Origin of the sequence: Mycobacterium florentinum (genome assembly GCF_010730355.1) — a bacterium.
Lineage (GTDB): Bacteria > Actinomycetota > Actinomycetes > Mycobacteriales > Mycobacteriaceae > Mycobacterium > Mycobacterium florentinum.
The window spans coordinates 4,581,991-4,602,001 of sequence record NZ_AP022576.1 but is presented as its reverse complement, the minus strand read 5'-3'; the positions used below and the strand labels follow the sequence as shown (position 1 = coordinate 4,602,001).

Sequence of the window (20,011 nt, the reverse complement as noted above, 5' to 3'; positions counted from 1 at the left end):
ATGACCGACGGACCGTTGATCGTGCAGTCCGACAAGACCGTGCTGCTGGAAGTGGACCACGAGCTGGCCGACGCGGCGCGCGCCGCCATCGCGCCGTTCGCCGAGCTCGAACGCGCACCCGAACACGTGCACACCTATCGCGTCACGCCCCTGGCGCTGTGGAACGCCCGCGCCGCGGGCCATGACGCCGAGCAGGTCGTCGACGCGCTGGTCAGTTTCTCGCGCTACGCGGTGCCGCAGCCGTTGCTGGTCGACATCGTCGACACCATGGCCCGGTACGGCCGGCTGCAACTGGTCAAGAGCCCGGTGCATGGCCTGACCCTGGTGAGCCTGGATCGCGCGGTGCTCGAGGAGGTGCTGCGCAACAAGAAGATCGCGCCGATGCTGGGCGCCCGGATCGACGACGACACCGTCATCGTGCACGGCAGCGAGCGCGGCCGGGTCAAGCAGATGCTGCTCAAGATCGGTTGGCCCGCAGAGGATCTCGCCGGATATGTGGATGGAGAAGCACATCCGATCAGCCTGGACCAAGAAGGTTGGGAGCTTCGTGATTACCAGCGGCTTGCCACGGACTCGTTCTGGGCCGGCGGCTCCGGGGTGGTGGTGCTTCCGTGCGGGGCCGGCAAGACACTGGTCGGCGCGGCCGCGATGGCGAAAGCCAGTGCGACGACGCTGATCCTGGTCACCAACATCGTCGCCGCCCGACAATGGAAACGCGAGCTCATCGCGCGCACCTCGCTGACCGAGGAGGAAATCGGCGAATACTCGGGCGAGCGCAAGGAAATTCGCCCCGTCACCATCTCGACCTACCAGATGATCACCCGCCGCAGTAAGGGCGAGTACCGCCATCTGGAGCTCTTCGACAGCCGGGACTGGGGACTGATCGTCTACGACGAGGTGCACCTGTTGCCCGCACCCGTGTTCCGGATGACCGCCGACCTGCAGTCCAAGCGGCGGCTCGGCCTGACCGCCACGCTGATCCGCGAAGACGGCCGCGAGGGTGACGTGTTCTCCTTGATCGGCCCGAAGCGATATGACGCCCCGTGGAAGGACATCGAGGCGCAGGGCTGGATCGCCCCGGCAGAGTGTGTCGAGGTCCGGGTCACGATGACCGACAACGAGCGAATGATCTACGCCACCTCCGAACCCGAAGAGCGCTACAAGCTGTGCTCGACGGTGCACACCAAAATCGCTGTGGTCAAGTCGATTCTGGCCAAGCATCCCGGCGAGCAGACCCTGGTGATCGGCGCCTATCTCGATCAGCTCGACGAGCTCGGTGCCGAGCTGAATGCCCCGGTGATTCAGGGCTCCACCAAGACCAAGGAACGCGAGGCGTTGTTCGACGCCTTCCGCACCGGCGAGATTTCGACGCTGGTGGTGTCCAAGGTCGCCAACTTCTCCATCGACTTGCCGGAAGCCTCAGTGGCGGTACAGGTTTCGGGCACGTTCGGCTCACGCCAGGAGGAGGCGCAACGGCTGGGCCGGCTGCTGCGGCCCAAGGCCGACGGCGGCGGGGCCATCTTCTATTCCGTGGTCGCCCGCGACAGCCTGGACGCCGAATACGCCGCACACCGGCAGCGGTTCCTGGCCGAGCAGGGCTACGGCTACGTCATCCGCGACGCGGATGACCTTTTGGGCCCGGCGATCTAACAGCAAGGCCGCCGAGGCTTACCGCAGCCGCGCCGACTCCACCGATGTAGGCCTTGGCCATCTCGCGGGCGGAGACGTCAGCGCATTCCGCTAGTGACGTGAGCCATGCGACGGCGGCGACACCGGCCCCTCGTTCGTCATCGGCATCTATATTGCCTAGTGCAACTATTTGATAGTGCTATAGTAGTCTCATCTCTCCGTCGGTCGCTGAGGTGGAACATGAAGGTCGCCATCGTCGGAGCTGGCATCGCCGGCCCAACGCTCGCGTACTGGCTGTCGCAATATGGTCACGAGCCAACCCTGATCGAAAAGGCGCCACGACTCCGCACCGGCGGCTATGTCGTGGACTTCTGGGGTGGAGGTTATGCCGTTGCCGAACGCATGGGACTCTCCGCCGAATTGCACGCCACGGGGTACGCGGTACAAGAAGTGCGACTCGTGGACCGCAATTCGCGAAGAGTGGGGGGATTTTCGGCTGAGGTGTTCCGGGGGAACCTCAACGGCCGGTTCGTTACCATTCCCCGTGGCGATCTGGCGGCCATCATCTATCGCTCCATCGAGCACCGTACCGAAACTCTCTTCGGTGAAAGCATTTCGGCTATCACGCAACATGACTCGGGCGTTCGGATCACCCTCGAGCGCGGCGGATCACGACAATTCGACCTGCTCATCGGCGCAGGGGGCATCCATTCGCCGGTGCGGGACTTGGCGTTTGGCCCGGAATCTGAATTTTTAACCGATCTCGGCTACCGGGTCGCGGCATTCGAAACCGAGGGCTATCAGCCGCGTGACGAACTCGTCTATCTCGCCTACACGATGCCCGGGCGCATGATCGCACGATTCGCCATGGATGACGAAAAGACCTTGTTTCTCTTCGTTTTCACCGCTGACCGGATGGGCGAGGCAGATCCACGGGATGTGTCGCAGGTCAAGACGGTCCTGCACCAGGTTTTCGGAGACGCGGGCTGGGAATGCCCGGAGATCCTACGCAGACTCGATGGCGCCCCCGATGTGTACTTCGACCGAGCGAGCCAAATCGTCATGGACCGTTGGTCGGACGGACGGGTAGCGCTGATCGGCGATGCCGCGGCTGCGGTCTCTCTGTTGGCGGGCGAGGGGGCGGGCCTGGCGATGGTGCAGGCCTACGTATTGGCCGGCGAACTCAATCGCGCCGGGCCCGATCACCAGGATGCGTTTCGTCGCTATGAACAGCAGCTGCGCCCGATCGTCGAGGCCAGACAGCGGTCGGCGCGCGGGTTCGCCTCGATGTTCGCACCCAAGACGGCGTTGGGCCTGTGGACCCGCAATCAGGCATCCAGACTGCTGAACATCCCGCGGCTGGCCCAGTGGGTCGTCCGCAGCGAATTCCGCGACGACATCACGTTTCCCGAATACGCTGCATAGCCAGGCCGCAGAATTAGCCCTAAAAGGGTTGCGGGACCTGTGTTTAGAGCGACAGGATCGTCGCCGACGCGGTGCCCGGAGCGCCGTACACCTGCGCCAGACCGACCCGCGGGTTGCCGGGCACCTGACGGTCGCCCGCCTCGCCGCGCAGCTGACGCACCAGCTCGTGCATCTGCCGCAGCCCCGACGCGCCGATCGGCTCACCGTTGGCGATCAACCCGCCGTCGGTGTTCACCGGCATAGAGCCGTGGATCTCGGTCGCGCCGTCGGCCAGCAGCTTCTCCTGCTCACCGTCGGCGCACAGTCCCGTCTCGGCCATGTGGATGACCTCGTTGCCGGCGTCGGTGTCCTGCAGCTGGGCGACGTCGACGTCCTCGGGCCCGATGCCCGCCGCTTCGTAGGCCGCCTTGGACGCGTACACCGTCGGCGAGACGTCCTCATCCAGCGGGGCGAAGGTGGCATGCACCTCGTACGCGCCGAAGGTGCGGGTGCGGATCTCGCAGGCGCGAACGTACACGGGCTTGTCGGTGTACTTGTGCGCGATGTCGGCGCGACACATGATGACGGCCGCGGCGCCCTCGTCGGGCGCGCAGAACATGTACTGCGTCAACGGGTAGTTGAGCACGGTCGAGTTGAGGATCTCCTCGACGGAGATCTCCTTGCGCCGGAAGGCATTCGGATTCAGAGCGCCATTGCGGAAGTTCTTGTTGGCCACCCGCGCCAGGGTCTCCTGGGAGATGTTGTGGTCGTGCAGGTACTTGTTGGCCTTCATCCCGAAGAACTTGGTGGTGACGAACTGCCCGTTCTGCGCGTACCACTGCGGCAGCGCCAGCTTTGCCGGGTCGTCGGTGAACGCCCCGCGCGGGTGCTTGTCCAAGCCGATGGCGATGCCGATGTCGTACTTGCCCAGCCGGATGGTGTCGGCGGTCTGCTGAATGGCACTGGCCGCGGTGGCACAGGCGTTGAAGACGTTGGTGAAGGTGATGCCGGTCAGCCCGACCAGCCGGGTCACCGCGTCCGGGTTGGACACCTCGTGACTGCCGCCGAAGCCGAACTGGATGTCCTTCCACTGGACTCCGGCGTCGGTCAGGGCGGATTGGATGGCCTCGGCGCCCATCTGCATCGCGGTCTTGTCGAACCTGCCGAAGGGGTGCAGGCCCACGCCGATGATGGCAACGTCGTTCGTCATCTCAGGCTCCTCTATCTAGACCGGCTGGAAAGCGAAGGTGATGATCTCGTTGCCGTCCGCGTCGGTGGTGAACGGCACCATGGTGAGCTCGACCTCCTGGCCGAACTGGAGTTTGGCCGGGTCGTTCTCGGTCAGCCGGCCCTCCACGCGGATCACATCACCGAGCTGGACCAGGCCCACGCCGAACGGCACGAAGTCTTTACCGGTAGGACCGGCGTAGGGGGCCCCGGGCGGGAAGCCCTGGGTGGTCCAGGCCACCAGCGTTCCGCTGCGCGGCAACAGCACGTCGCTCATCGCTCCGCCGCTGCACCGCGGGCACCGCTGTTGCACCGGGAAGGTGGTGGCGCCGCAGTCACCGCACCGACTGCCGATCAGTTGCGGGCTCTCGTCGGGCCAGGTCGAGATCTCGGGGGCGAGTGCCTTCTGCATCGCGGGGTCCTCCGTGGTCGGGGAACAGTGCTCACTGAACCGTATAACAGCTTTCCGAAAAGTGGAAACGGCATTCTCATTCACCGCACCAGCGCCGTCTGCCCATTCCCGTCACCGGGAGCCAAATCCTTCCTGGCCTGGCCAAGCCCACCTACCGTTTTACACAGGGCAATGCCGCCGGTAACCCGTTCGCGCCTGCCTACTCCCCCAGAGGTTTTGCCAACAATGGTCAGCACACCCACCCGGACGACCATCGGATCCGCGCCGCCAGCCGCGGTCGCCAGGCCCCGCAAGCAGCGCCGCTGGGCCGTCATCCGGACCTCGTCACCGCTGGTGCTGTTGGGCTTGTGGCAGCTTTTCAGCGTCACCGGCCTGATCCCTCAGGATGTATTGCCGGCCCCGCAGCTGATCTTCGACGCCGGCCTGCAGCTGATCCGCAACGGGAAGCTCGTCGAGGCCCTGGAGGTGTCCGGGCTGCGTGTGGCCGAAGGCCTGCTCCTCGGTGGCGTGATCGGCGTTGCCCTGGGCGTGATTGTCGGGTTGTCGCGCTGGTTCGAGGCGACCGTCGACCCGCCCCTGCAGATGGTGCGCGCACTCCCGCACCTGGGCTTGATTCCGCTGTTCATCCTGTGGTTCGGCATCGGCGAGCTGCCGAAGGTCCTGCTGGTCGCGCTCGGCGTCAGTTTCCCGCTGTACCTCAATACCGTGTCCGCGATCAAGCAGGTCGACCCGAAACTGCTGGAAACCGCTGATGTGCTTGGCTTTTCGCTCTGGCAGCGACTGCGCACCATCATCTTGCCGAGCGCGGCGCCGCAGGTGCTGGTCGGGCTGCGGCAGTCGTTGGCAATCGCGTGGCTGACGCTGATCGTCGCCGAACAGATCAACGCGGACAAGGGCATTGGGTTCTTGATCAACAATGCCCGCGACTTCTTGCGCATCGACATCATCATCTTCTGCTTGGTCATCTACGCCCTGCTCGGCATCGGGACCGATGCCATCGTCCGAGCGCTGGAACATCGAGCCCTGAGGTATCGCACATGACAGTGACATCCGAGCGCCAGACGGCGGTCGTCGGCAGGCTCAACAACATCGACAAGTGGTATGGGAACCGCAAGGTCCTCGATGGCATCTCCCTCGAGATCCGCACCCGCGAGATTGTCGCGTTGGTGGGCCGCAGCGGCTGCGGCAAGTCGACCGTATTACGAGTGCTGGCAGGGCTTTCCCCCGACCACACCGGTGATCGCGAGGTCGTCGGCGCACCGGCGGTGGCCTTCCAGGAGCCGCGCCTGTTCCCGTGGCGCGACGTGTTGACCAATGTGCGCTACGGCCTCAATCGCGCCGGCCTCTCACCCGGCGCGGCCCGGGACCGGTCCGAGCGAGCCCTGGGCGAGATCGGGCTGGTAGACCATGCCTCGGCGTGGCCGCTGACCTTGTCCGGCGGTCAGGCACAACGAGTTTCGCTGGCGCGGGCACTGGTGGCCGAGCCGCAGCTGCTGCTGCTCGACGAGCCGTTCGGGGCGCTGGACGCGCTCACCCGGCTTTCCATGCGCGCGTTGCTGCTTGAGCTGTGGCGCCATCACGGGTTCGGCGTGCTGCTCGTCACGCACGACGTCGACGAGGCCATCGAACTGGCCGACCGGGTGTTGGTCCTCGAAGACGGCCGGGTCGCCCACTCCATCGAGATCGAAGTCCCCCGCCCCAGCCCGTCGGAGCGCACCGCGGCGCACGACCAGTACCGCGCGGACCTGCTCGACAAGCTCGGCGTTCGGCTTTGACGACCAAGCGCCGCATCGCCGTTCGCGCCGCACTGGTGCTGGCACTGGTGGCCGGCACACCCGGCTGCGTGTCCCGGTCGCCGGGGCCGCAATTGATCGCGGTGCCGGCGCCCGTTCCGGTATCCGAGCTTTCCGGGGTGACCCTGCAGGTCGGCGACCAAAAGGGCGGCACCGAAGCGCTGTTGCGCGCCGCCGGTGCACTCACCAATCTGCCGTACAAGATCGCGTTCTCGACGTTCACGTCCGGGCCCCCTCAGATCGAGGCATTGACGGCGGGCAAGATCGATTTCGCCCTCACCGGCAACACCCCGCCGGTCTTCGGTGCCGCGGCCAATTCGAAAACCCGGGTGGTCTCGGTGTGGGACGGCGCCGAGAGCGGCGAGCAGATCCTGGTGCGCACCAATTCGCCGATCGCCTCGGTCCCCGACCTGAAGGGCAAAGCGATCCTGGTGGCCAAGGGCAGCGCGGCACACGCCAATGTGCTTGAACACCTGGCCGATACGGGACTGAAGCCCAAAGACGTGAGGTTGGTCTTCCTGCAGCCCGCCGACGCGCTGTCGGCATTCGCGAACGGGCAGGGCGACGCCTGGGTCATCTGGGAGCCGTACACGTCGCAAGCCACGCTGACGCTGAAGGTGCGCAATATCGGGACGGCCGAAAACGGCTACCAGTTCGGCAGCGCCTCCGTGCGGGCGCTGACGGATCCGAAGCGAAACGCCGCGCTGGGGGATCTGTTGGTCCGCCTGCGGCGAGCGGCGCAATGGGCGCGCGAGAATCCGTCGGAGTGGGCGAAGAAGTACGCCAAGGCGGTGGGCCTGGACATCAAGATCGCCGAGCTCGCCCAGAGCCACCTGCTGCGACTGCCCGTCCCCCTCGACGACAAGGTGGTCGCCGCCGAACAACGTCTCGCCGATTTGTTCGCGGCCGCCGACCAGATTCCGGAGGCGCCGCAATTCGTCAAGTGGGTCGACCGTAGGTTCAACGGTGTGCTCGCGGCGAGCGGCACACAGTGACAATACGAGGAGACGACGATGACGGTCATCGTGCTACTGGAACTGAGGTTCAAGCCCGAAGAGGTCGGCGCCGGGCGTGAACTGATGGGCCGGACGCTGGAGACCACCCGGGCATTCGAGGGAAATCTGCACACCGACGTCTGGGCCGACGCGGACGACGAAGCCCACTGGATCATCTACGAGGAGTGGGAGTCGATCGACGCCGACGAGGCCTACCGCGCGTTTCGCGCCGGCGAAGGCAAAGTGACGCAGCTGCCTCCGCTGCTGGCCGCGCCGCCGGTCAAGACGAGGTTCACGCTTACCGACGTCTAGCTCAGGGCGGGAATCACTTCCCGTTCGAACAATTCGATGCCGGAGCGGTCGTAGGCGGCTTCCGGGAAGTAGCAGATCGCATATTCGCAACCGAGGTCGCGGACCTTCGCGATCCGCTCGATGACTTGTTCCGTTGTGCCCGTTGCACCTTCCGAGCCGCCGGAGAGCATGGCGTCGGCCACCGCCTCGGGAACGTAGCGGGATACCCGGTCGCGGATCCGCTGCTTGCGGTCGTTGACGTCGGCGTCGGAGGTGCCGACGATCGCGCTGAAGTTGGCCGAGCGCACGATGGCGTCGAAGTCGGTGCCCAGCTTGCGGCAGTGCTCGGCAAGCACCTGCGACTTGTGCTTGAAGGCCTCGAGCTCCGGCGTGAAATTGGTGTACTGCGCGTACTGCGCCGCGATGCGCAGCGTCACCTTCTCACCCCCGCCGGCGATCCACAGCGGAATACCGTTGTCCTGCAACGGCTTCGGCTCGACGATCGCACCGTCGACCTGGTAATGCTTGCCGTCCAGGCTGACCTTGCCGTCGCGCCAGGCGTCCCGCATGATCTGCACACCTTCGTCCAGCCGGCCCAACCGCACCCCCGCCGACGGGAATCCGTAACCGTAGGCGCGCCACTCATGTTCGTACCAGCCGCCACCGATGCCCATCTGGATGCGCCCGCCGGAGATGATGTCCGTGGTCGCCGCGACCTTGGCGAGGTAGACGGGATTGCGGTAGCTCATCGCCGTGCACATTTGGCCGAGCTTGATCCGCGACGTGGTCGCCGCGTAGGCCGCCATCAGCGACCAGGCCTCGTGCGTGGCCTCACCCGTCGGCATCGGCACGGTGTGGAAGTGGTCATAGACCCACAGCGAGTCCCACGCGCCGTTGTCGGCGTAGGTGGCCAGATCGCGCATCACCGCCCAGTGCTTTTCGGGTTCGATGTCGACCAGATCCATCCGCCAGCCCTGCGGAATGAAAAGACCAAAGCGCATGGTTAGCGACTCTAGCTGTCGACGAGGCCAGCCGGAATGGCTTGGGAAACGTCGTTCGCTCACAGCAGATCGATATGAGCGACCCAGCCTGCACCTGGCGACAAGGCGGTAAATGAATGCATGGCAAACAAGATCATGCAGGTGACATTGGCCGGGGCGGCAACCGTCGCGGCACTCGCACTGTTCAGCGCCGGACAACCAGGTGAGCCCGCGGCCATCGCGGCCGGCCCTCGCATCGTCAACGTCGACAACGGCGATGAAAACTTCGTGAACGACAACGGCCAGACCTCCGGCGACATCTTCCAGCAGAATGCCCAGGACCAGAGCACCGCGAGCGGGGCAGGAACCTAAACCAGCGTCACACGCCCAGCGCGGCCAGCGCGGCTTCGACCGAGGTGGCACGCAACGCCTCATACGGCGTGTCGGGAAACTGCAGGCAGCAGTCCTGCAGGCCGCCGAATGCCACCACCGCGCGGGTGGACTGCGCGAGCGTGGGTCTGCGTCCAAACACCAACTTGCCCAACCGATCCCGCCAGGCCAGCACCTTGTCGATCAGGCCGAGGTCGGCCAGCATCGTCAACTCGGTGAGCACCAGCACGATGTACTGACGGTGCCGGTAGTGGAAATCGAAGTAGCCCTCCAGCAATTCGCGGGCATCGACGTTGCGTCGGCCTTCCTGCTCGGCGACGAACCGCTCGCCGTCTTCGATCAACGGCATCACGATGCTGCGCACCAGTTCTTCGCGCGAGGTGAAGTGGTAGTACAACGCCGGTTTGGTGATCCCCAGCCGGTCCGCGATGTCCTGCAGGCTGGTCCGCTGCACGCCCTGCTGAAGGAACAACTCCCGGGCGACCTCTTGGATGCGCCGGCGGGTATCTGAGCGCGGTCTCGTCACCCGAAAATTTTAGCTGACTTACCGATAGGTAAGTGCTATGTTAGGGTCACCTAAGTCCAAGGAGGTCGGCATGCGGATTCTCATCTCGGGGGCGAGCATCTCGGGCCCCGTATTGGCGTACTGGCTTAACCGCCACGGATTCGATGTCACGATCGTCGAGCGCGCACCCCAATTGCGCAAGACCGGCGGCCACGCCGTCGACCTCTTCCGTCCGGCCATGGAAATCTCGGCAAAGATGGGCGTGCTGCCGCAGATCGAGGCGCTCGCGACGGGGACGGACGAGCTGACCATCTATCGCCAGGGCGTCGAGCGACCAGCGCACGTCGATCTCACCAAGGTCTTCGGCGCGTCATCCGACCGGCACGTCGAGATCATGCGCGACGATCTCAGCGAGGCGTACTACCGCGCCGGCTGCGACGACGTCGAGTATCTGTTCGGCGACTCGATCACGTCCATCTCTCCCGACGGTGACGTCACGTTCGAGCGCAACGCGCCACGCACATTCGATGTCGTCATCGGCGCCGACGGTCTGCACTCCAACGTGCGCCGCCTGGTCTTCGGCGAGGACTCCGGGCGCACCCGGTTCCTCGGGGGCTACCTGGCGGTGGAATCGGTGCCGAAATCGCTTGCCCGCAACGGAAAAATGGTCGTACACATGAGCGTCGGCCGGATGGCGGGGATCTACACCGCGCAACCCCTGGATGATGCGCGTGCGTTGTTCATGTTCCGCAGCAAGGAGGAACTGCAATTCCACTACCGAGATGTCCTGGCGCAGAAGGATTTACTGCGGACAAGATTCGCCGGGATGAATCCGGCGGTGGACAGTTGGGTTGCAGAGCTCGACCGCGCACCGACCTTCTACTTCGACTCGATCATCCAGCTGGAGTTGGACACGTGGTCTCGTGGACGGGTCGCATTGGTGGGCGACGCGGGGTACTGCCCCGGGCCGGCGGTCGGCGGCAGCACCAGCCTCGCGGTGATAGGTGCCTACGTGCTGGCGGGCGAATTGGCAGAAGCCAAAGGCGATTACCCGCGCGCGTTTGCATCCTACGAAAGGGCGATGGCCGACGCCGTCCGTCGTAGTCGCGCTTTTGCCCGCACGGCCGCCAAAACCATCGTCCCGGGCTCGCGGGCCGGAGTGTGGGGGCTGACCCGCGCCGCACAGCTGATCTCGGTGCTGCCCGCCGGACTCAGCAGGGCCATCGCCAAGATGAACACCAACGGTGCCCGTCTGTACGACTCGATGCAGTATAAGGAGTACGCCGTCGTTTGACGCCAATGGCGGCAGCGACCAGAATCGCCCGCCACGAAAGGAAACGATCTGCGATGGAGCTTGCCGGTGTTGGGGTGTGGAGCAGCCAACTTCGTTACGGCGATCCAGCCGAATCCGCCGATGCTGCAGCTGAATTGGATGAGCTTGGCTTTACGGCGCTGTGGATCCCGGACGTCGGCGGGCAGGTGTTCGACGCGGTCGGCCGCCTGCTGAGTGCCACCAGTCGCACGGTCATCGCCACCGGGATCCTGAACCTGTGGATGCATGCGCCGGGCGACGTCGCCGCAAGCTACGCCGCCCTGACCGCCGAGCACGGGGAGCGCTTCCTGCTGGGGATCGGCGTGAGCCATGCACCGCTGATCGATGACGGCGAGCCGGGACGATACCGCAAACCGCTGGCCGCGACGGCCGCGTTCCTGGACGGACTGGACGCCGCGCCACAGCCGGTTCCCGCCGACAACCGGGTGCTGGCCGCGCTCGGTCCGAAGATGCTGACGTTGTCGGCGACACGGGCCCGTGGGGCACACCCTTACCTGGTCACGCCAGAGCACACCGCTTCTGCGCGTGCGACTTTGGGCGAGGGTCCGTTGCTGCTGCCCGAGCAGAGCGTGATCCTCACTGCGGATGCCGAGGAGGCACGGCGCATCGGAAAGGATTGGCTGCGTTCTTATTTGGCGTTGCCCAACTACGCCAATAACCTGCTGCGCAGCGGGTTCTCCGAAGAGGATGTCACACAGGTGAGCGACCGGCTCGTCGACGCGATCATCGCGTGGGGCGATGAGGCCGCCATCCTGCGCAGGGTTGCCGAGCACCGTGCCGCCGGCGCCGATCACGTGTGCGTCCAGGTGCTGCTGCCCGACCCGCAGGCCTTCCCCCGCGAGGAGTGGCGCCGGATCGCCGCCGCGTTGTAGCGCTGTTTGAGGTTCAATCCGCGACACTTAAACCATTGCGAAGACACGCCGTACGGCATCGCCATGGTTTAAGTCTCGGCGCAGGGGCGCAGGGGTGCGGCGACGGCCCACGGCGCTGACGCCCGCTAGGTCTCGCCGCCCGCCGCCTGCTGTGCCCGCACCCGTTCCGGGTAGCTCGCGGTGATTTTGAACGCGGTGACCAGTAGCGCGGTGGGGATGACCCACGCGGTCCAGTCGCCGGTATCCGGGAACTTCACCGAAATGAACGCCAGCACCGAGTTGGCCGCGAAGGTCAAACCCCAGACCAACGTCAGCACCCGGTTGGTGCGTTTGAATGCGGGGTGATCCCAGACCTCGCGCGGGGTGGACTCGCGGGCGTATTGCTCGGTGAAGGGCACAAAAGCCAACGAGCCCAACGCGACTGCCGCAAGAATCCCGCTCGAGAGCGTGGCCGACCAGGTGTCCATCCAGTCGTCGTTCTTGGCCCCCGTCACGACGCCGGCGATCGCCAGTCCCACGAAGAACGCGATCGTCACCAGGTCGAGAACCTTGTGGCTGCCGCGAACGATCGACGGACCCGCCAAGATGATCGCGGCGATGGCGGCCGCGAGCGCACCGTAGAGCCAGGTGCTCTTACCGCTGGCGACTACGCCGTAAATGATCCACGGGGCAAAACCCGCGATCGGGCTCTGACCGATCCGCTCCAGCACACCGGGCTGGCGAGCCGGCGCTGGTTCATTCCCGTCGGCGACGTTGGGCATCTGCATACTCTCCGGTCGGGTGGTGCCAAACCCCCAACCGGAGGGTAGCTGAGATCACGCGCTAAAGCAGCAAATCTCGCCTAGGTCAAAGACTCCGGCGGCAGGAAGCGGTCGCCGTACTTAGCCGCCAGCTCACGCGCCCGGGCCACGAAGGCTTCCTTGCCCGTACCGCCCGCACCGGAGTAGCCGACGATGAACTGCGCGCTTCCACCGGTGTACGGCGGGAAGCCGATTCCCATGATCGATCCGATGTTGGCGTCGGCGGTCGACGTCAGCACGTTCTCGTCAAGGCACTTCTGGGTTTCCAGTGCCTCGGCGAACAACATCCGGTCGATCATGTCCTGCAGCGGCGGCTGCGACGAGCCGGACTTGAACGTCTCGCGCAGGCCCGGCCACAGGCGGGTGCGCTTGCCGTCCTCGTACTCATAGAAGCCCGCGCCCTTGAGCCGGCTGGGCCGGCCGAGTTCGATCATCTTCTCGACGACCGCCTCGGCGGGGTGCGGCTCGTACTTGCCGCCCGCGTCCTCGACGCCCTTGCGGCTGGCGACGGCGATCTTGTGCATCAGCTCCAGATTGAGCTCGTCGGACAGCTGCAGCGGCGGCGCCGGGTAACCGGCCTGCGAACCGGCGTGCTCGATGCTGGCGGGCTCCACGCCCTCGCCCAGCATCGCGAGCGCCTCGTTCACGAACGTGCCGATCACACGGCTGGTGAAGAAGCCACGGCTGTCGTTGACGACGATCGGGGTCTTGCCGATCGCCAGTGTGTAGTCGAACACCCGGGCCAGCGCTTCGTCAGAAGTCTTCTCGCCCTTGATGATTTCGACCAGCGGCATCTTGTCGACCGGTGAGAAGAAGTGGATCCCGATGAAGTCCTCTTGCCGCTTCACGCCGGTCGCCAGACCGGTGATCGGCAGCGTCGAGGTGTTCGACCCCAGCAGCGCGTTGGGTTCGACGACGTCCTCGATCTCCTGGAACACCTTGTGCTTGAGGTCCTGGTTCTCGAAGACGGCCTCGATCACGAAGTCGACGCCCTTGAAGTCGGCGGGGTCGGCGGACGGCGTGATGCGGGCCAGCAGGGCCTTGCTCTTCTCCTCGGTGGTCTTGCCCCGCTGAAGTGCTTTGGCCTCAAGCTTTTCCGAGTAGTTCTTGCCCTTTTCGGCGGCCTCGAGGCTGACGTCCTTGAGCACCACGTCGTAGCCGGCCTTGGCCGAGACGTACGCGATGCCGGCGCCCATCATGCCCGCGCCCAGCACACCGATCTTGTTGATCTTGACCGGCTCGATGCCGTCGGGACGGGAGCCCCCGGAGTTGATGTACTGCAGGTCGAAGAAGAACGCCTGGATCATGTTCTTGGCGACCTGACCGGTGACGAGCTCCGCAAAGTAGCGGCTCTCGATGCGGCTGGCCGTGTCGAAGTCCACCTGGGCGCCTTCGATGGCGGCGGCCAGGATGGCCCGCGGCGCCGGCATCGGCGCACCCTTCAGCTGCTTGCGCAACAGGGCCGGGAACGACGGCAGGATGGCGGCCAGCGCCGGGCTGGACGGTGTCCCGCCAGGCATCTTGTATCCCTTGACATCCCACGGCTGGGTGTGGGCATCGGGGTTGGCCTTGATCCATGCCTTGGCAGCGGGCACCAACTCCTCGACCGAGCCGAGCAACTCGTCGACGAGTCCGTTCTCCTTGGCTTGCGCCGGCTTGAACCGGGTGCCCTGCGACAGAATGTTCATGAACGCGTTCTGGATGCCGAACATCCGCACGGTGCGGGTCACCCCACCACCACCGGGCAACAGCCCCAGCGTCACTTCGGGCAATCCGAGCTGACTTCCCTTGACGTCGGCCGCGATCCGGTGATGACACGCGAGCGCGATCTCCAGGCCGCCGCCGAGTGCGGCGCCGTTGATAGCGGCCACGACCGGCTTGCCGAGGGTCTCCAGTGCCCGCAGGTCGCGCTTGACCGCCTCGACCGTGTCGAATGCCTCGCCGGCGTCCTCGGGCCCGAGGTTGATCATGCTCTTCAGGTCACCGCCGGCGAAGAAGGTCTTCTTCGCGCTGGTGATCACCACACCGGTGATCGAATCTTTTTCGGCGACAAGGCGTTCGACGGCCTTGTGCATGGAATCGGCGTAGTGCTCGTTCATCACGTTGGCTGACCCGGTGGGGTCGTCAAGCGTCAGGGTGACGATGCCGTCGGCGTCCTTGTCCCACTGAATGGTGTTCTCTGGCATGCTCTTTCCTCAGACTCGCTCGATGATGGTCGCGACGCCCATGCCGCCGCCGATGCACAGTGTGACGAGCGCGCGGCGCGCGTTGCGGCGCTCCAGTTCGTCGACCATGGTGCCCACGATCATGGCGCCGGTGGCGCCCAGTGGGTGGCCCATCGCGATGGCTCCACCGTTGACGTTGAGAATCTCGTCGGGGATGTTGAATTCCTTCTGGAATTTCAGCACCACCGACGCGAATGCCTCGTTGAGCTCGAACAGATCGATGTCCTCGACCGTCAGACCCGCGCGGTCGAGCGCCTTGCGGGTGGCCGGGGCGGGGCCGGTCAGCATGATCGTCGCGTCAGCCCCGCTGGTTGCGGTAGCAACGACGCGCGCCCGCGGGGTCAGGCCCTGCGACTTGCCGGCAGCCTCGGAGCCGACAAGCACCAGCGCGGCGCCGTCGACGATGCCCGAACTGTTGCCGCCGGTGTGGACGTGGTTGATCTTCTCGACCCAGTGGTACTTCTGCAGCGCGACATCGTCGAAGCCGCCCATCTCGCCGATGCCGTCGAACGCGGTCTTGAGCTTGCCCAGGCCTTCGGCGGTGGTGTCGGGCCGCATGTGCTCGTCGTGGTCGAGGATGACCAGCCCGTTCTGGTCCCGGACCGGTATCACGGACTTGGCGAAATATCCGCCCGACCAGGCCGCGGCGGCGCGCTCTTGGCTTCGCAGCGCATAGGCGTCGACGTCGTCGCGGCTGAAGCCCTCAATGGTGGCGATCAGATCAGCGCCGATGCCCTGCGGCGCGATGTAGTTGTCATACGTGAACGGGACGTCGGTGAACATGGCGCCGCCGTCGGAGCCCATGGGCACCCGGCTCATCGACTCCACGCCACCGGCCAAGACCAGGTCATCCCAGCCGGAGCGCACCTTCTGCGCGGCGGTGTTGACGGCCTCGAGGCCCGAGGCGCAGAACCGGTTCAGCTGGACGCCGCCGACGGTGTCGGGCAGGCCGGCCGCCAGCACCGCGGTACGGGCGATGTCGGCGCCCTGGTCACCGACCGGGGACACACAACCCAGGACGACATCGCTGATCAGGTTCTCGTCCAGGTCGGGGAACCGGCGGCGCAGCTCCTCGATCAGGCCGACGACCAGGCTCAGAGGTTTGACCTCGTTCAGCGATCCGTTGCGTTGCTTGCCGCGTGGTGTGCGGATGGCCTCATAGATGAAGGCTTCTTCGGACATGTCGACTTCCTGTTCACAAATGGGGGTTTCGGGTCCGTCTACGTGCACCTTAACAGGGGCTCCCGGCCAACCTGTTGGTTGGGCAAGCCGCTGCTGGTCAGCACTCTGCGCCGCCGGCGTTGAGTGTGCGCCCAGGGCGGCGACACACCGGCTCGGCCCACCGTGACTGCACACTCAAACCCTGGCCGCACACTCGCGACGGTAGCGGCGACGCGGCCCGCCTAAGCTCGACGACCATGACGGTGTCGCGATTGCGGCCCTACGCAACCACGGTGTTCGCCGAAATGTCGGCCCTGGCCGCGCGCATCGGCGCGGTGAATCTGGGTCAGGGCTTTCCCGACGAGGACGGTCCCCCGGCGCTGCTGAAGGCCGCGCAAGACGCGATCGCCGACGGCGCCAACCAGTACCCGCCGGGGATCGGCATTGCGCCGCTGCGCCACGCGATCGCGGCACAGCGCAAACGTCATTTCGGCATCGAGTACGACCCCGACAGCGAGGTGCTGGTGACGGTCGGCGCCACCGAGGCCATTGCGTCGGCGGTCATCGGCCTGGTCGAGCCCGGCTCGGAGGTGCTGCTGATCGAGCCGTTCTACGACTCCTACTCACCGGTGGTCGCGATGGCCGGTGCGCACCGCGTCGCCGTGCCGCTGGTGGCCGACGGCCGCGGCTTCGCGCTGGACATCGACGTGCTGCGGCGGGCGGTGACACCGGCGACGCGAGCGCTGATCATCAACTCGCCGCACAACCCCACCGGAGCCGTGCTGAGCGTGACCGAACTGGAGGCCATCGCCGAGATCGCGGTGGCGGCCGATCTTTTGGTCATCACGGATGAGGTGTACGAGCACCTGGTGTTCGACGAGCATCGCCACCTGCCGCTGGCCGGTTTCGACGGCATGGCGCAGCGCACCATCACGATCTCCAGCGCGGCCAAGATGTTCAACTGCACCGGCTGGAAGATCGGGTGGGCTTGTGGCCCAGCAGAACTCATCGCCGGGCTGCGTGCCGCCAAGCAGTATCTGAGTTACGTCGGCGGGGCGCCGTTCCAGCCCGCGGTGGCTCTGGCGCTGGACACCGAGGATGCCTGGGTGGACGAACTGCGGCGCTCGCTGCAGGCCCGGCGCGACCGGCTGGCCGCGGGCCTCGCCGACATCGGCTTCGCGGTACACGACAGCAACGGCAGTTATTTCCTCTGCGCCGACCCACGCCCACTCGGGTTCGACGACAGCACGACGTTCTGCGCGGCGTTACCGGAAAAGGTTGGCGTGGCCGCTATTCCGATGTCGGCCTTCTGTGACCCGGCGGCGCCGCATGCCGATCTGTGGAATCACTTGGTGCGCTTCACCTTCTGCAAGCGTGACGACACTCTCGACGAGGCGATCAGGAGGCTGTCCGCGCTCAAGCCTGCGTAGCGTCTTCGTCGCCCATCACGCGCTTTCGCAGGCCCTCCAGCGCGGCGCTGAGGATCTTGTTGCCGGCCGAGCGCACCCAGAACCCCGGCAGCGGCACCCTCAGTTCGATCGTGAGGCTGAATCGCACCCGGGTCTTGTCGTCGCCCTCACGCTCCAGGTTGTATTCGCCATGCTGAGCGTGTTGCTGGGAGGTCTTCTGCGCATCCCATACCATCCAATCTGGGCCCCAGTGATATTCGACCATTTCGGTATCGGCGATGCCGCTGACCCTGATCGTCATTCTCACGTGGTGCGGCCGGCCGTCGGAGTATCTGTCGATGACTTCGACCCGCTTGTGCAACGGGGACCACGAGGGCACGGCATCCATGTCGGCCAGCGCCTCCATGATCACTCCCGGGGGCGCCTCAATGACGATTTCCGACGATGCGCGTATGGCCACTGCCTACCAAATTAGCAATGGTCCGAGGATTACGGTGCCTTATCCGAACCGCCACGCATGACGAGGTCCTGCAGCCCCTTCACCGACGCGTCGAGAACATTTCGCATTGCGCGCCGCACGACGAAGGCTGGAATAGGTCCGGCCGGTTCGACGGTGATATCGAAGCGCACCCGGGTCTTGTCGACACCTTCGGGTTTCAGGTTGTACTCGACGTGCTGGCCGTGCTGTTGGAAGGTTCCTTTGGCGTCGTACACCACCCAGTCCGGGCCCCAGTGATATTCCAGAACCTCTTTGTCGACGAGGCCGAAAATTCGGATCGTGGTCTTCACGTGGTGCGCTCGGCCGTCGGGATAGCGGTCGAGCACTTCGATCCGTTTATGCAGCGGCGACCAGGATTCCAGCACGTTGACATCCTCGAGCGCCCCCATGACCACGTCGAGCGGCGCATCAACCACAAATTCACGTGATGCCTTTACAGCCACTGAACCCAACCTAGCAACCCCGTACCAGGCGCGGAACGTGTTCCGGGTAATTAATTCGCTACCAGTTGATTTCGTCGATCGGCGTGGTGGCGGCCGGCGGCGGCCCGACGGGCCCGGCCGGTGTTCGGGAGAAGCGCGGAGCGGGCGCGGCCTGCTCGACGCCGTGGGCGGTGATGACCGTCGACCGGGCGTTCAAATGATCATCGATGGCGGCCTCGCTCCACGTGAGCACCGGGGTGACGCAGGCGTCCGTGCCGGCGAAGACCTGGGTCCACTCGTCGCGCGTCCGGCTGGCGAACCGCTGCGCGAAGACCTCGTACATCTGTTGATACGAACAGATTTCGAGCTGGCCTCCCACCTCGTCGGGCGCCAGACCGAGCCCGTCGAGCAACGCCGCGAAGAACTGCGGCTCGATCGCGCCGACGGCCATGTACCCGCCGTCGGAGGTCTCGTAGCACCGGTAGAAGGGGGCGCCGCCGTCGAGCAGAAACGATTCCCGCTTATCGCGCAGGCTGCCAATTGCCTTCATGGTCCACATCATTTGGGCGAGCACGCTGACCCCGTCGACCATCGCCGCGTCGACCACCTGCCCGAGGCCCGACCGTTCCCGCTCGTACAGCGCGACGGCGATACCGAGTAGCACCAGCATCGAACCGCCGCCGAAATCGGCGACCAGGTTCAGCGGCGGCATCGGCGGCCGGTCGGCATAGCCCAGCGCCGACAACGCGCCGGTCCGTGAGAGGTAATTGATGTCGTGCCCCGCGGTCGAGGCCAGCGGTCCGTCCTGCCCCCAGCCGGTGATCCGCGCGTAGATCAGCCGCGGGTTGATCGCCGCGCAGTCGGCGGGCCCGATGCCGAGGCGCTCGCAGGTCCCCGGCCGGAAGCAGTCCAGCAGCACGTCGGCCTTGGCGGCGAGCTGCAGCAGTGCGCCCGGCCGCGTCTTGACGTCCAGGTCGACGATCCGCTTGCCCCGGTGCAACAGGTCACGGTCCTCGGCCGGCATCGTCAGCCCGCCGGGGCGGCGCACCCGCACCACATCGGCACCGAGGTCGGCGAGCACCATGCCCGCGTGCGGCCCGGGACCGATGCCGCCGAGTTCGATGACTTTGACCCCGGCCAACGGCCCTGCACCGGTCACGGTGGCTACTTACCCCTCTTCACCTGCAGCACCCGCTTGCGCAGGCCCTCCGTCCCGGTGTCCACCGTGCCCTTGATGGCGCGCTTCAATACGAAACCTGGCAGTGGCACCACCGGATCGACGCTGAGCTGGAACTTGACCTTGGTGGCGGCGCCGTCGGGTATCAACGTGTAGGACGCATCCTGTGAGCGCTGCTGACCGGAGCTCACCAGCGTCCAGCTCACCTCGTTGTCACCCCAGGTGTAAGCGATGACCTGCTCGTCGGTGATGCCCGCGGCTTTGACTTTCATCTTGACCTTGCTGGGGCGCCCGTCGGCGTCCCGCTCGAGAATCTCAACGCTCTGATGGGGCGGTGACCATTCGGGAGCCGACTCCAGATCGGCGATCACATCGATGATCTCTTCGGGGCTGGCTTCGATAATAACTTCGCGGGTTTCCTTGATCGCCATGGCCCGCACGATAGCGAAACAGCGTCCGGCCGGGAGCGCTTTCGACCGAGCGTACC

Annotated in this window: 21 protein-coding genes; 10 read left to right on the top strand and 11 right to left on the bottom strand. The window is 65.6% G+C overall.

The window, feature by feature from the left end:
* Together G6N55_RS21940 and G6N55_RS21935 are read left to right on the top strand one after the other, a co-directional pair.
* The gene (locus G6N55_RS21940) at positions 1 to 1,650 is read left to right on the top strand and encodes a DNA repair helicase XPB (RefSeq protein WP_085223906.1); all 1,650 of its coding nucleotides are present in this window, start codon (positions 1 to 3) and stop codon (positions 1,648 to 1,650) included.
* A gap of 219 nt (positions 1,651 to 1,869) precedes the next feature.
* Positions 1,870 to 3,054, top strand: coding sequence for an FAD-binding domain (locus G6N55_RS21935; protein WP_085223904.1), 1,185 nt, complete (start codon positions 1,870 to 1,872; stop codon positions 3,052 to 3,054).
* A gap of 43 nt (positions 3,055 to 3,097) precedes the next feature.
* Here G6N55_RS21935 and G6N55_RS21930 read toward each other — a convergent pair whose 3' ends face one another.
* Together G6N55_RS21930 and G6N55_RS21925 are read right to left on the bottom strand one after the other, a co-directional pair.
* On the bottom strand, positions 3,098 to 4,243 hold the full coding sequence (locus G6N55_RS21930; protein WP_085223902.1) for a thiolase family protein: 1,146 nt from the start codon (positions 4,241 to 4,243) through the stop codon (positions 3,098 to 3,100).
* Between the two features lie 15 nt (positions 4,244 to 4,258).
* On the bottom strand, positions 4,259 to 4,672 hold the full coding sequence (locus G6N55_RS21925) for a Zn-ribbon domain-containing OB-fold protein (RefSeq protein WP_085223900.1): 414 nt from the start codon (positions 4,670 to 4,672) through the stop codon (positions 4,259 to 4,261).
* A 225-nt stretch (positions 4,673 to 4,897) separates the two neighbouring features.
* On the opposite strand from G6N55_RS21925, the gene G6N55_RS21920 reads away from it, so the two are divergent.
* From G6N55_RS21920 to G6N55_RS21905, 4 genes are read left to right on the top strand one after another with little or no spacing between them, the layout of a single operon-like run.
* On the top strand, positions 4,898 to 5,713 hold the full coding sequence (locus G6N55_RS21920) for an ABC transporter permease (protein WP_085223898.1): 816 nt from the start codon (positions 4,898 to 4,900) through the stop codon (positions 5,711 to 5,713).
* Positions 5,710 to 6,447: an ABC transporter ATP-binding protein gene (locus tag G6N55_RS21915; protein ID WP_085223897.1), complete on the top strand. Its 738-nt coding sequence runs from the start codon at positions 5,710 to 5,712 to the stop codon at positions 6,445 to 6,447. The genes G6N55_RS21920 and G6N55_RS21915 overlap by 4 nt, the downstream gene beginning before the upstream one ends.
* Positions 6,444 to 7,460 (top strand): ABC transporter substrate-binding protein, encoded by a 1,017-nt coding sequence (locus tag G6N55_RS21910; protein ID WP_085223895.1) that lies wholly within the window; start codon positions 6,444 to 6,446, stop codon positions 7,458 to 7,460. Before G6N55_RS21915 ends, G6N55_RS21910 begins: the two co-directional genes overlap by 4 nt.
* A gap of 18 nt (positions 7,461 to 7,478) precedes the next feature.
* A complete protein-coding gene (locus tag G6N55_RS21905; RefSeq protein ID WP_085223893.1) occupies positions 7,479 to 7,772 on the top strand; it encodes a putative quinol monooxygenase in 294 nt (97 codons plus the stop codon).
* Here G6N55_RS21905 and G6N55_RS21900 read toward each other — a convergent pair.
* Positions 7,769 to 8,752 carry an LLM class F420-dependent oxidoreductase gene (locus G6N55_RS21900; protein WP_085223891.1) on the bottom strand — a complete coding sequence of 328 codons (984 nt, stop codon included), beginning with the start codon at positions 8,750 to 8,752 and terminating at the stop codon, positions 7,769 to 7,771. The two genes, G6N55_RS21905 and G6N55_RS21900, sit on opposite strands and share 4 nt — an antisense overlap.
* A 120-nt stretch (positions 8,753 to 8,872) precedes the next feature.
* On the opposite strand from G6N55_RS21900, the gene G6N55_RS21895 reads away from it, so the two are divergent.
* Entirely contained in the window at positions 8,873 to 9,103 is a 231-nt protein-coding gene (locus tag G6N55_RS21895) for a hypothetical protein (RefSeq protein WP_085223889.1), read from the top strand.
* Between the two features lie 7 nt (positions 9,104 to 9,110).
* Here the strand turns inward: G6N55_RS21895 and G6N55_RS21890 are convergent, their stop codons facing one another.
* Positions 9,111 to 9,647, bottom strand: a complete 537-nt coding sequence (locus G6N55_RS21890; RefSeq protein ID WP_085223887.1) for a TetR/AcrR family transcriptional regulator — start codon at positions 9,645 to 9,647, stop codon at positions 9,111 to 9,113.
* Positions 9,648 to 9,717: 70 nt separating this feature from the next.
* On the opposite strand from G6N55_RS21890, the gene G6N55_RS21885 reads away from it, so the two are divergent.
* Together G6N55_RS21885 and G6N55_RS21880 are read left to right on the top strand one after the other, a co-directional pair.
* The gene (locus G6N55_RS21885; RefSeq protein WP_085223885.1) at positions 9,718 to 10,920 is read left to right on the top strand and encodes an FAD-dependent monooxygenase; all 1,203 of its coding nucleotides are present in this window, start codon (positions 9,718 to 9,720) and stop codon (positions 10,918 to 10,920) included.
* Positions 10,921 to 10,973: 53 nt separating this feature from the next.
* On the top strand, positions 10,974 to 11,831 hold the full coding sequence (locus tag G6N55_RS21880) for an LLM class F420-dependent oxidoreductase (protein WP_085223883.1): 858 nt from the start codon (positions 10,974 to 10,976) through the stop codon (positions 11,829 to 11,831).
* A 125-nt stretch (positions 11,832 to 11,956) separates the two neighbouring features.
* On the opposite strand, the gene G6N55_RS21875 is transcribed toward G6N55_RS21880, so the two are convergent.
* The 3 genes from G6N55_RS21875 to G6N55_RS21865 form a co-directional block, all read right to left on the bottom strand.
* Positions 11,957 to 12,592: a DUF3159 domain-containing protein gene (locus G6N55_RS21875; RefSeq protein WP_085224014.1), complete on the bottom strand. Its 636-nt coding sequence runs from the start codon at positions 12,590 to 12,592 to the stop codon at positions 11,957 to 11,959.
* An 80-nt stretch (positions 12,593 to 12,672) separates the two neighbouring features.
* A complete protein-coding gene (locus tag G6N55_RS21870) occupies positions 12,673 to 14,817 on the bottom strand; it encodes a 3-hydroxyacyl-CoA dehydrogenase NAD-binding domain-containing protein (protein WP_085223881.1) in 2,145 nt (714 codons plus the stop codon).
* 9 nt (positions 14,818 to 14,826) lie between these two features.
* Complete coding sequence (locus G6N55_RS21865) at positions 14,827 to 16,038, bottom strand: acetyl-CoA C-acetyltransferase (protein ID WP_085223879.1); 1,212 nt, start codon at positions 16,036 to 16,038, stop codon at positions 14,827 to 14,829.
* A 236-nt stretch (positions 16,039 to 16,274) separates the two neighbouring features.
* Here G6N55_RS21865 and G6N55_RS21860 point away from each other — a divergent pair, with 236 nt between their 5' ends.
* Entirely contained in the window at positions 16,275 to 17,447 is a 1,173-nt protein-coding gene (locus tag G6N55_RS21860; RefSeq protein WP_085223877.1) for a pyridoxal phosphate-dependent aminotransferase, read from the top strand.
* On the opposite strand, the gene G6N55_RS21855 is transcribed toward G6N55_RS21860, so the two are convergent.
* From G6N55_RS21855 to G6N55_RS21840, 4 genes are read right to left on the bottom strand one after another with little or no spacing between them, the layout of a single operon-like run.
* Positions 17,434 to 17,886, bottom strand: a complete 453-nt coding sequence (locus tag G6N55_RS21855; RefSeq protein WP_085223876.1) for an SRPBCC family protein — start codon at positions 17,884 to 17,886, stop codon at positions 17,434 to 17,436. The genes G6N55_RS21860 and G6N55_RS21855 overlap by 14 nt on opposite strands.
* 29 nt (positions 17,887 to 17,915) lie before the next feature.
* Entirely contained in the window at positions 17,916 to 18,368 is a 453-nt protein-coding gene (locus G6N55_RS21850; protein ID WP_085223874.1) for an SRPBCC family protein, read from the bottom strand.
* A 58-nt stretch (positions 18,369 to 18,426) separates the two neighbouring features.
* Positions 18,427 to 19,506, bottom strand: a complete 1,080-nt coding sequence (locus tag G6N55_RS21845; RefSeq protein WP_085223872.1) for a CaiB/BaiF CoA transferase family protein — start codon at positions 19,504 to 19,506, stop codon at positions 18,427 to 18,429.
* A 5-nt stretch (positions 19,507 to 19,511) separates the two neighbouring features.
* A complete protein-coding gene (locus tag G6N55_RS21840) occupies positions 19,512 to 19,955 on the bottom strand; it encodes an SRPBCC family protein (protein WP_085223870.1) in 444 nt (147 codons plus the stop codon).
* Positions 19,956 to 20,011: the final 56 nt, after the last annotated feature.